The following is an 11,230-nucleotide window of genomic DNA, read 5'->3' as shown; positions in this document are numbered from 1 at the left end:
TCTGTTCGGCAGCTATGCGCGCGGCGACTGGGTCGACGAGCCCGAGAATGGCTATCAGTCGGATTATGATCTGCTGATCATCGTCAGCCACGCCAATCTCACCGATATTGCCGAATATTGGTATGTCGCCGAGGATAAGATTCTGCGCGATGCGGAGATCGCGCGGCCCGTCAACATCATCGTCCACACTCTCGAGGAAGTGAACCGCGGGTTGAAGCGCGGCGAATATTTTTGGGTCGACATCGCGCGCGACGGCATCGTGCTTTACGATCTGCCCGGCAGTGAACTGACCACGCCGATGCCGCTGACGACATCTGATGCCTATGAAATGGCCAGCGGTTATTTTGCGGACTGGTCTGCGAAGGTGAACGATGCGCTCGAGATCGCGGACTTTTGCATCGAGAAGCGAAAGTTTAACGACGCCGCCTTCACGCTGCATCAAGCTGCGGAACGTGCCTACACCTGCTTCCTTCTGGTGCGCAGCCAGTATGTCCCGCGTTCGCATAATCTGAAGTTCCTGCGCTCGCTGGCAGAGGACCGCGACCCGCGGCTCGTCGAGGCCTGGCCGCGGGCGACGAAGCTCGACCGCCGGCGCTTTGAACTGGCGAAACGCGCATATGTCGAGGCTCGCTACTCGGCTGCGTACGACATCGGTAGCGATGATCTGCAGGCGATCAGGTCAGCGGTGACCATTTTGCGCGACACGGTCGAGACGGTGTCGCGCGAATGGCTCGATGGGCTCCGGCAGAAGGCCGACCTCTGATCACTCAGCAGCCGCTGGCAACAGCGCGTCGAGAAAAGGTAGCCGTATTTGCGCAGCCGGGCCGTATACAGGTCGAGGCAGTCCCTGAATGGCCCCGCACGCAAATCGCGGATCGTCCAGCTGCCGTTCAAAAAATCATCCAGCGTCATAGCTTCCTTCTCTGCGATGAGTGCAGAGGAGCAGCGTAAAACTATGCCGCGCCGATCACCGCAAAGTTGTTGGAAACCAGGGCATTCGCGCGCCCACTCGGCATAGTGGGCCGCTTGGCATAATCGAAGCACTAACGCATCACCGAACAAGAACTTCTTTGGCTTGGCAGCTGTGTTGAGGAACTGGGTCGCGCCGTTCACGCGATCTGCTCCAAACGCATCGCCGAACTTGCAGCGCGCGCGGCCCAGAGTCCGCCTCTCGCTTCCGGCTGATATCCTGGCTGCAACCGCGATGTTGCTGGGCCGGGATGTCCAGCATCCGCCCAATTGCGCTACCTCTGGCTCGGCGGATATTGCGTCGACGCTCTACAGACTGAATCTTGCGTAGAGGCGTGCGAGCATTGAAGCATGCGGGGAATGGCGCATGCCATCAGATCTTGCAGACAATCTTAAGAAATATATCAAATACATGTGGTCAGCTTCTGCGAACCGTGCGCGCAGCGGCACGCGTCCGCAGCGATGTTCCGCAGCACCCAGGCGCCCGCAGCCATGTACATTCTCAGGAACCGGTCCAGAATCCGCACGCACACGTAAGGACGTCAGCTACCGTAGCGACCCGCTCCAGAACTATCATATATGCGAAACCGATGACTGCGCCTGCCACCCGGCCATGCCGTCGGTGATGCCCAGTACCGATGTGGCTTCGCGGAGCAGGAAAATCAGACCAATAAAAATAGCCAGCATCAGAACGTCTTGGCGAATAAAGCTCAGTCCCAGCGATCGCTGGCGCCAGGTCAGCATGGCGTAGCGTAACGCCTCTGCCAGCACGAATACGACAAGCGCGGCGTTAATCCCGTAATGCGTCAGTACCCAGGGCAGTGCGGCAACGATTACCCCCAGTTTCACGCCATTGCTAAGGGCGACGTTCGCTGGTTTGCCGATGCCCATCATCGTTGCGTCAGCCATCGTTGCCGCAATTCCGAACCACGTGCCGACCAGCAACACGGTTAGGAAAAATCCCGCTGCCTTGTAGCGATCGTCATAGAGCAAGTAGATAAATTCGTCGGCGATCGCGATGCCGAACGCCAGGCTGACCGACACGCTCGCCAGAACCAGCAGGCGCATCGGCCCGATCGCGCGCTGCAAGTCGCTGCCGCGCAGGGCCGAGGCCGAAACGCGCGGAAAGATCAGGAGGCTTCCAAGGCGCTGAAACAGCTGCATGATCGTGTCGGAAAAGGTTCGGGCGATGCCGTAAATGCCGAGCAGGGTGAGCGGGATCGCATCGGCGAAGTAGAGCCGATCGAAGTTCATCGCGAGGAAATAGACCAGCGATGCGAGGAATATCCATTTGCCGAAATGGATGATCGCCCGGACCGCCTCGCGCTCCCACGCCAGCCGGTGCGAGCGCCAGTCGATCAGAAAGAAGCTAGCCGCCGCGGGTATCGCAGTACTGACTAGAAGGCCCCAGATGAGCGCCCAGATCGTCGGCATGTAAAAGGCGAACCCGATCTGGACCAGAGTGCCAAAACCCGCGGAAGCCAGATCGAACAAGGCCAATTTGCGGACCGCGAGCTGCTTCTGGAGCAGGAAGCGCGCCGGTGAGGTAAGGCCGGTAATGATGAAAATCGGAGCGACCGCCGGCAAGAGCAACAGCAGCTCGGGGTTGTCATAGCCATGGGCGATCGGCGCCGTGAGCAACATTGCCAGTACGAACAGCAGCAGCCCGCGGACGATCTGGATGGTCCAGGCGGTATTGTAAAATTTCGGTTCGTTGCCGCGGGGATGGTTTACGATGCTTTGCCCGACCCCGATGTCGGTGAGCAATTCCCCTCCGGTTCGCAGCGTGTTGATCAGCAGCATAGTACCCAGCAACGCTGGGGCGAGCAGCCAGGCGAGAACAATATTCGAGCCGAGGCGGAGCGCCTGCTGCGCGACATAAGTCGCGGTCACCCAGCCTGCGGCGCCAAAAATCGCCTGCCGCGGATGCAGAATGCCGCGCACCGCAGCGATCATTCGCGAGGGTGAGCCCAAGCCGGACGCATCCTGTGGCGGGCGGTCATCCACGTGATACACTCGCCTTCTTCGAACCCGTCGCCGCGTGCAGCAGGCCACTCCCCATCGAGCCACGGCCCTTAGCAGCGCCATCGATCAAGGCAAATGACAAACGAATATGCGGTGATAATAGGGATGCTGGAACGAGGGACGAGTATGAGCAGAGGGTCGAATGGCGAAACGGGGCACGTGCCAGCCGCCGAAGCGGCTAACGCGCTCCCGGCCAAGAAAGTGCATTCGATTCAGTTGATGCGCGCTATTGCGGCGATGCTCGTCGTGCTCTTCCATGTCCACCAGGCGTTTGCAATCCGGTTCACGACCCCCTTCTTCGCGGCCGAATCCTATCTCTTTGCGTTCGGCGCGGTTGGCGTGCATATATTCTTCGTCATCAGCGGATTTATCATGGTTTATACCAATCCGCCCGGCAAAGCCTTTGCGGCAAAGACATTCTTCCGGCGGCGCCTGCTGCGAATCTATCCGATCTACTGGCTCTGCGCGGCGCTCTACCTCGCCGTCCACGTCCTCATCGGACAAGCCTATGCCTTAGGCCTTCGGGAAGCGGCGGGCGCGTTGCTGCTCTTGCCCGGGAACGCATCGAGCATCATCGGCCCTGCGTGGACCCTCGCGTTCGAGATGTATTTCTATCTCTGTTTCGGACTTGCGATGCTTGCCGGCTCCGGCCGCGGCCTGACCATATTGATCGGTTTTTTCACGATCTCGGTCGCCGCGGGGGCGGTGGTGCAGATCGACCATCCGGCATGGACCCTGGTCACCAGCAGCCTGCTCCTCGAGTTTATTGCTGGAGCGGCGATCGGATGGCTGCTTGTGTCGGGCAAGTTGCCCAGACGCGGCGGTCTGACAATCACCGTGCTCGCGATTATCCTTTTCGGGGCGGGAATCGCAGCAGGATATGAGCGGGCACCCTCGGTGGTCATGTGGGGCGTACCCAGCGTGATGCTAATCCTCGGCCTCGCGATGCACGAAGCCGCGCGTGCGCCCTCGGCGCTCGTTCGCAAGCTCGGCCATTTTGGCGACAGCAGTTACGCGCTCTACCTGATTCACATCCTGCTCGTGACGCTCGCGATCGAACTCGCCCGCCAGATCCCCTGGCTCGCGGAGCAGCCACCCGCTCTCATCGCGATCCCGTTCGCGCTCGCCGCCTTGCTGGTCGCCGAATTTCTGCACCACCGCGTCGAAAAGCGCATGTTGGGCTGGCTTACCCCGCGGCGGAAATCCCCTCTGCCGCTGGTGCAGACCGGTCATCCCTGACTGGCTGCGCGGCGCCTTGACGCGCTGATCGTCGCGGCGGCTGCTTGCGGGTCATTTTCTCGCGTTCGACCTGGCGAATGATCCCCGCAATAATACCGAGCGAAATCGCAAAGACATATTGCGCATAAAATGTGACGAAGACCCACTCGTACAAGCCGTGCAGCGCGAGCACCAATATGGCGACGCTGGCGCCCAGCACAATTTCGCCGCGCGGGTCCGTTCGGTTTCCAAATGCAAAAGCCAGCCCGCGCAGGATCGACCAGATAATCAGCATCACGAAAGTAATCAGCCCGGGCCATCCAGTTTCCGCCGCAATCAGCAGATACATATTGTGCACCGGTGCCGAGCGACTTTCAAAGTTCCATATCACCCCGGCCCGTTCGGAGTAACCGCTGACGTTGGCAATCAGAATATACTGGTTCGCCCCCACACCCATCGGGTGATCGGACCACATGGCCTTCGCGGCCGCCTCGAAGGAGATACGTTCTTCATTCGAGCCCTCCGAATCCGGACGCAGTTCGTAACGATCGCCAAAGCTCGCAATCACCACGGGGGTGACGACCGCGAGGGCCAGGACGGCGAGCCCGGCCATTTTCCATTTGTGCGCGGTCGGCTTGCGCACGATTGACAGGAAAAACAGGATCGCCATGCCAATGCCGACAAAACCGACCGCGCCGCGCGAAGCGCCGAACGCGACAGCAACCAGCGCGGCCAGCACGCCCAGCATGAAAATCTTTCGACGTTCTCCTGCCAGCAGGAAAGCCAGAAGAGGCAAAGTCACGCAATGGAGCATGAGCCCGAGCAGGTTCTGGTGCCCCATTGTGCCGGCCGCCTGCGCAGCGCCCGAGAATTTTTGATCGATCGTCACAACCACCTGAAAAATCGCACCGGTGGCCAGCCCCATCGCAAGCCAGCGCAAGGCTCCGGTTTGCCCGGCGAAAGACGCCACCGCCATGAACAGGATGACCACGCGCATGAGCTGGAACACGTAAAAGCTTGTGCTCATCGGCACGGTCGAAAAGCCCATCGAAAGCCCGGCGGCGACGAGATAGGCGATGAGCAGCGCCAGAAACGGCAGGCGACGGGCCGGCGCGCGCGAAACGATGACCAGCGCCAAGGCAAGCGAGTCGAGCAGGGTGATAATCAGGCCTTTTGCGTAGCCCGACCAAGCTGGCCAAGAAATCAGCGACGCATCGAGGTTGAGAGCGCTGATCGTGAAGGGAAGCACGCCGACGGCAAAATAGGCCCATTTACGTTGCGAGGGCTTTGACTTCAGCCAAGCGACGGCCAAGGGAATGGCCAACAATATAAAAATGAGTGCAATAATGCGCATGGCGATTGTGCCTTAGCAGCATTCAAGCGAAGCGAAAGGCGCGGACGAGCACGAGCCGCGACACGTCTTCGTCAAGACCGCCCAGCCTATTCGCGGCAGCGAAACCGATAGCGTCAGTATGTCGTTCCTCTTCGTTGCTACCATGTTCGCTGTTGGCATGGCCGGGGCGGTGAAGCATGCAAAATTGCGCCTGCCACCGGACATCGCCGGGCGCCTGAGTTTGCAGGAGGCGCGGCGAGCACGGATGAAGGGTCGGGTTCGGCGAATCGCGGTCATCCCGTTCATCCAAATGCTCGGCCAAGCCCCACCTGACGCATCCATCACAAGACCGCAGCGAGCACCAGCGCTAGCGTTCTGCGCCGAAAACGGTCGGCTGCATGGCGACAAGTTTCCGGTCGATCTCGGCTGACCGGATTTCCAACGACGCCCATTCCGGGTGGCGGCTGGCACCATCACCAAATTCGGAGCGGAGGCGGGTCTGGGTATCGATGACAATGTCGCGGTCGCGCTGCAACATGTCCCACTCCTCGCGCGCAAACTGGAGGGGGTGTTTGGGTGCCTGCGATGCTAGCAAGGCCGCCTGCTCCATAGCATCACGACGAACCGCGAGGTCGATGGCGTCACCAACGGTTGCAGGCTCCTTGCCGTCGGCGTCGAGCAGTGGCTTGCCACAATAGCTGGCAGATTTGGCATGATGCCGGAGAATATAATTAGCAAAGGCGATCCCATCCTGCGGCGCGAGTTGATCCCGGATCTGGCGCACCGTCTGCATGTCGCTAAGGTTGATGTCGGACAGGGCGATATCCCTCCCCCCTGGCGCGCAGCCGCCCAGCAGCACAACAAAAAGCAGAATAGCTCGAGACATGACCAATCCTTCTGGCCTGCTCGAATACCCGATCAATATTAACAATTCGCGTTGCGGCCCCGCAACGCAGCGGAGCGACGACCTAGGCCACGGCACCGAATGGGTTAGGCGGACGATCCCGCCATCGCCGGTTCGCGCTGCCGCTGCATCATGCGGCGCGATATCCGGTGGCCGATCCGCACCATGGGCTTTTCAATCAGGAAATAGGATTCGATCGCCAAGGGAATGAATGCGAACGCGAGCATCAAGTCCCAACGCGCATAAACCGTTTCGGCGCCACGCGCGCGAGGCGCTGCCGCAAGGCAGCGGACAATGCGACCAGCACGCCGACCATAATATTGATGAAGCTGCCGCGCGGTGCGAAGACCAGCCAGCCGACGAACAGACCCGCCAGAATGATGACGGCGGCGCTCCGCCGAAATGCGGCTGCGAACGCAAAGATCAGCGGCCATACGAGGTAAAACTGTTCTTCGACCGCGAGACTCCAGGTGTGGATAAGCCACCATGAATAGGAAAAACCCGAATAGTTGCAGACATAAAACGCTCTGCGCAGCACCGCCCCATTGTCGAGGCGCAACAAATCCCATTGCCCCAGCAAATAGATGACAATCACATAGATGTAGAGGGCTGGCATGATATGAAAGATGCGCCGGCTGACCCGGTCACGCTCGTTTTCCTCCGCGACGAGCAGCGTCGTTATCAGATAGCCGCTGATCATAAAAAAGATACTGACGCCCAGCTGCCGAGCGACGAAAAAATGGTCAGGCTCCTGTCGCCGATCGACACACCCAGAGAATTGAGCGCGTCGATCAGATAAACTTCGCGCGCGGGATATGCAAATAGGTGGCCAATGACCACCATCAGCACGCTGATCCCGCGCCCAGCGTCGATTATCGCGTTGCGCCCGATCGGCTGACTCTAATCCATCGGCCATCTCGATACGCGCGGCCCCAGCCGGGTGCAAGTACCCGCCAGTCCGCGCGCCGGTTTCGCAATGCGGAGCACGCCCGCCTTCGGGGGGCGGGGCACTGCGGCGACGGTCTCAGTCGCGGCAATGGTAAGACGCCTTTACTTCAAATTAGCGTTTGCGTGGCACCTCTCTCTCAGGGACGCGGGGACGATCATCATGTTGCAAACAGAGTCGCTGAATCAGGAATTTGGCCGTTGTCGGCGCTGCCCATGGTTTGGCGCCATCAAACCAGCGGTACTCGCAGCGGTCGCCACAGACTCAGCAGACGCGGCCGTCTGTTCGGCTGAGCCAGCAGTCGAAGTATGATTTTACCATCAAAGGAAAACCTATGCGCCGTCTTGGTCTAGTGTCCGCCTTTGCTCTCGCAACCGCCTCGTGCGGCGGCGGCGGGGGTTCGGACAGCAGCAGCTCTGCCCATACCGTGGTGCTGCCGCCAGCGCCCGCGCCAGCGCCCGCGCCGACACCGACGCCGACGCCCGCCCCGCCGCCCACGAGTTCCGCAGGATCGGAAAACCCGTCAACGCAGGGCGTTGTCGCGATCGCCAGCAACTTCGATCCGATGAGCGAATTGGTGTCGACGTCGCTGCCCCCATCGGCCGCTCCCGACGTAGTAGGCGCATTCCGCTTCATCTGTATGCCGGGCCAGCTCAAGAAAGACGACCCGATCGTGTTCCCCGGGCAACCGGGCAGAAGCCATCTGCACCAGTTCTTCGGCAATGATGCTGCCGATGCTTATTCGACTTATACCTCGCTGCGGACCACTGGCAATTCGACCTGTATGTCGCGGGTGAATCGGTCGGCTTATTGGGTGCCCGCCCTGCTCAACGGAAAGGGCCAGGTGGTCCGGCCCGACTATGTGTCCATCTATTATAAGAGGCGCCCATCGTCGGATCCGGTCGTGTCCGATCCGACCCACCCCCAATATCAGGGAAAAGCAACGACCCTGCCCAATGGCCTAAGGTTCATCTTCGGGCGCGACATGCTAAACCTGGCCGATGCGCCGACAGGTAAAATGCACTTTAACTGTGAAGGACCGGTGCCCTTCACGCGCAAGGACTGGCAAAATTTCGAGGAAGCTCAGGCCGGCTGCCCGGTGGGCAACCGGATCGGGGTGCAAATGAGTGCGCCCGATTGCTGGGACGGGAAGAACCTCGACAGTACCGATCACCGCAGCCATCTTTCTTATGGCTCCTATGGCAATTGGGGCTATCTGAAATGCCCAACAACTCACCCCTTTGTCATTCCTGCCTTCGTCATGGGGGTCTGGTACACCCAAGCAGCCGGCGAGACGTACGAATTTGTTTCCGACGCGATGGACACATCGCCGACGCACAAGCGCGGGGATACTTTTCACGCCGATTTCTTCATGGCGTGGGATCCGACCGTCCACAATCTGTGGGAAAAGAACTGCATCGACAAGATGCTGAACTGTTCGGGTGGTGACCTTGGCAACGGCCAGCGGCTGAAGCAGAGCTGGGAAGCCAGCTGGACCGCCAGCCCACGCCTCGTGGGCCTCTCCGGTAGCTGAGCCATCCCTTCCGCCGAACGAACGTGCGCCGCAGGGCATTCGCGGCAACGCGGCGTCCGGTCGGTTAGTTTGAGCGGCGTCGACTGATATTTTCTCGTAAGGTTCCGCAGCAGGCCTCAATTGCAGCGGTCATGCGATCGTCCGATCCTATCGACATTCGCCATGAAGCTGCGGTAACGTGAGCTGATGGCGGCGTTCTACAAACTTCATGATAATTGGCCTAGGCACGAGCGGGCCTTCGACGATAGCGCGCGAACGACAGGTGCATGGCGATGAAAATGCTGGCGCTGATATGGGTGCTGGCCGGCTCGGCGCTGTCCGGCGATGCACGCGAGGAAAATCTCGCGAGGAATGCCGGCGAAGTAAGACAGGTGCCGTCGGGATTGCCGGTGGCCAGCTTGCTTGGTCCCAAACGCATCCCGCCCAGCGCCGCGCCCGATGTTGTCGGCGCCTTCCGCTTCCTGTGCGGTCCGGGGCAGCTAAGCTATGACGACCCCATCGTCTACCGAGGTCAACCGGGCAAGGCGCACCTTCACCAGTTTTTCGGCAACCTCGGAGCGAATGCTCACTCGACCTACGAGAGCCTGCGCAAGTCCGGTGAAAGCACCTGCCAGAATGAATTGAACCGCTCCGCCTATTGGATGCCAGCCATGCTCGACGGCAAGGGCAATGTGGTTCGCCCCGATTCCGTGTCGATCTATTACAAGCGCCGCCCCGCCAGCGATCCGGTATGCAAGGTTGCGGGCAAGGACTGCGTCGGAATCCCGCGCGGACTTCGCTTTGTGTTCGGCTGGGATCAGACCCGCCCCAATGAGCCGCAGCCGGAAAACACTAAGCTGTTCAACTTCAAGTGCGTGAACGTCTGGACACCGACCACCGCTGCATTCCCTGATATGGTCGAGCCGATGAAGGCCTGCAAGCCAGGGCAATGGCTGTCTGCCACCATTGCCACCCCGCAATGCTGGAACGGTGTCGATCTCGATTCATCCAACCATCGCAGCCACTTGGCCGACATGGTCCGCGACCGGAACAGCGGGAAGAACGCCTGTCCCGCCTCGCATCCTTACATCATCCCGCAATTCACGATGGGCGTTGGCTACAGCATTGAAGCGGGCGACGAACCCAAGCTTTGGCACCTTTCGAGCGATGCTATGCTGCCGCCAGCGCTGCGCCGCCCGGGCGCAAGTTTCCACAGCGATTATTTCGAGGCCTGGGAGGACGACATACGGCTTCGGTGGGAAGCGGGATGCATCGACAAGCTCCTCAATTGTTCGGATGGGGACCTGGGAGACGGGCAGATTCTGTCCCGCGGCAAACATTATCCCCAGCGGCAAGTTTCGCGCCGCCTGGTCGCGGTACCCGAAAATGCCGACCATGGCGCCGAACATCATGCGGCCAATTCCGCTCGCTAGGACGCACCTGGCGACGACAACGAACGGCGGCTCGAAGGCGGCCCCGGTCGAGCAAAAGCATCGCTGACACGGTCGGAACCGCATGCGAAGCGCATGGTGAGCCGACATCGCAGCATCGCGCGCCGCACGTGCGGCAGGCGATCGCCGCCGCCAACAAAAAGGCTCTATTGACGAGCAACAGAGCCTTTCTGATTTCGGGACGTCATGGGTTGACCGTCCCGAGACAGGAACCTCCCGCGCCTCCGGGGTAGCAGCGCAGCGGGAGACCTGTGATCTAGCACCGGGTGGTTAACATACGGCCAAATCCCTCACCGCAAACAGGGGAGCGTGGGACGATTTCTCGCCAGCGACCAAGGTCACCGAGAGCATCCATGTCCGACCGGCCCTGAAGGCTGCGCCCCTTGGCATGCCGTGCCGCAGGCGCCGCCCGCGACGACAAAGCCAACGATTTCCGCTTCGCAGGCTGACGCCGCAAAGCCCTGCTTTAAGAAGCACCGCTGCATCACGAGGGCCAAGGCGCACCATATGATATTGGCGCGCAACATGCCCGATCGACCGCAGATCTGGCTAAATTGCAGGGGATAGTTTTGCATCGCCCGGTCGCTGCGACGCCCGTATCGCCAGCCACTCGCTTCGGTAGCTAAAAATGGCACGTGGCTTGCCGCAAGTATGCCGCGTCGCTTCCCTCATCGGCGTCGCGTCGCCGCGATCACCGGCAATTCAGGCGGGCTTACCCCGGCGCTGGGGACCGCGAGGCGCGCTTACAGACGCTCGCCCGCAAGTATCCAACCGCTTTCACGTGTCACTAGTCGGCCGACGGGGCCGCCTGTGCAATCAGCCGCATCTCGTCCACCGTCTTGCGCGATTCGGCGATGATCTTGTCGACGCC

General features: G+C 60.6%; 10 protein-coding genes. 4 read left to right on the top strand and 6 right to left on the bottom strand.

The annotated features are described in order from the left end of the window. The coding region (locus K0M74_RS05870) for a HEPN domain-containing protein (RefSeq protein WP_293969094.1) at positions 1-763 on the top strand (763 nt) is incomplete at its 5' end. Positions 764-1,542: 779 nt separating this feature from the next. On the opposite strand, the gene K0M74_RS05875 is transcribed toward K0M74_RS05870, so the two are convergent. Continuing rightward, on the bottom strand, positions 1,543-2,925 hold the full coding sequence (locus tag K0M74_RS05875; RefSeq protein WP_293969097.1) for an oligosaccharide flippase family protein: 1,383 nt from the start codon (positions 2,923-2,925) through the stop codon (positions 1,543-1,545). A 195-nt stretch (positions 2,926-3,120) separates the two neighbouring features. Here K0M74_RS05875 and K0M74_RS05880 point away from each other — a divergent pair, with 195 nt between their 5' ends. After that, entirely contained in the window at positions 3,121-4,233 is a 1,113-nt protein-coding gene (locus K0M74_RS05880) for an acyltransferase (RefSeq protein ID WP_293969100.1), read from the top strand. Here K0M74_RS05880 and K0M74_RS05885 read toward each other — a convergent pair. The 5 genes from K0M74_RS05885 to K0M74_RS05905 all read right to left on the bottom strand — a co-directional run bounded on the left by K0M74_RS05885 (position 4,181) and on the right by K0M74_RS05905 (position 7,365). Next, on the bottom strand, positions 4,181-5,536 hold the full coding sequence (locus tag K0M74_RS05885) for an O-antigen ligase family protein (protein WP_293969103.1): 1,356 nt from the start codon (positions 5,534-5,536) through the stop codon (positions 4,181-4,183). The genes K0M74_RS05880 and K0M74_RS05885 overlap by 53 nt on opposite strands. Positions 5,537-5,588: 52 nt before the next feature. Next, entirely contained in the window at positions 5,589-5,744 is a 156-nt protein-coding gene (locus K0M74_RS05890) for a hypothetical protein (protein ID WP_293969106.1), read from the bottom strand. A 168-nt stretch (positions 5,745-5,912) separates the two neighbouring features. Next, positions 5,913-6,476: a hypothetical protein gene (locus tag K0M74_RS05895; protein ID WP_293969109.1), complete on the bottom strand. Its 564-nt coding sequence runs from the start codon at positions 6,474-6,476 to the stop codon at positions 5,913-5,915. A gap of 59 nt (positions 6,477-6,535) precedes the next feature. Then, positions 6,536-6,676, bottom strand: coding sequence for a hypothetical protein (locus K0M74_RS05900; protein WP_293969112.1), 141 nt, complete (start codon positions 6,674-6,676; stop codon positions 6,536-6,538). Next, positions 6,676-7,365 (bottom strand): acyltransferase, encoded by a 690-nt coding sequence (locus tag K0M74_RS05905; RefSeq protein ID WP_293969115.1) that lies wholly within the window; start codon positions 7,363-7,365, stop codon positions 6,676-6,678. The genes K0M74_RS05900 and K0M74_RS05905 overlap by 1 nt, the downstream gene beginning before the upstream one ends. Positions 7,366-7,729: 364 nt before the next feature. Between K0M74_RS05905 and K0M74_RS05910 the strand changes: the two genes are divergently transcribed. Together K0M74_RS05910 and K0M74_RS05915 are read left to right on the top strand one after the other, a co-directional pair. Then, positions 7,730-8,929 carry a DUF1996 domain-containing protein gene (locus K0M74_RS05910; protein ID WP_293969118.1) on the top strand — a complete coding sequence of 400 codons (1,200 nt, stop codon included), beginning with the start codon at positions 7,730-7,732 and terminating at the stop codon, positions 8,927-8,929. A gap of 272 nt (positions 8,930-9,201) precedes the next feature. Further along, positions 9,202-10,341 carry a DUF1996 domain-containing protein gene (locus tag K0M74_RS05915; protein WP_293969121.1) on the top strand — a complete coding sequence of 380 codons (1,140 nt, stop codon included), beginning with the start codon at positions 9,202-9,204 and terminating at the stop codon, positions 10,339-10,341. Positions 10,342-11,230: the final 889 nt, after the last annotated feature.

It is taken from the genome of Sphingopyxis sp. (assembly GCF_019459305.1).
GTDB lineage: Bacteria > Pseudomonadota > Alphaproteobacteria > Sphingomonadales > Sphingomonadaceae > Sphingopyxis.
Note: the sequence above shows the minus strand (reverse complement) of the source record. Positions and strands in the feature narration are given on the sequence as shown.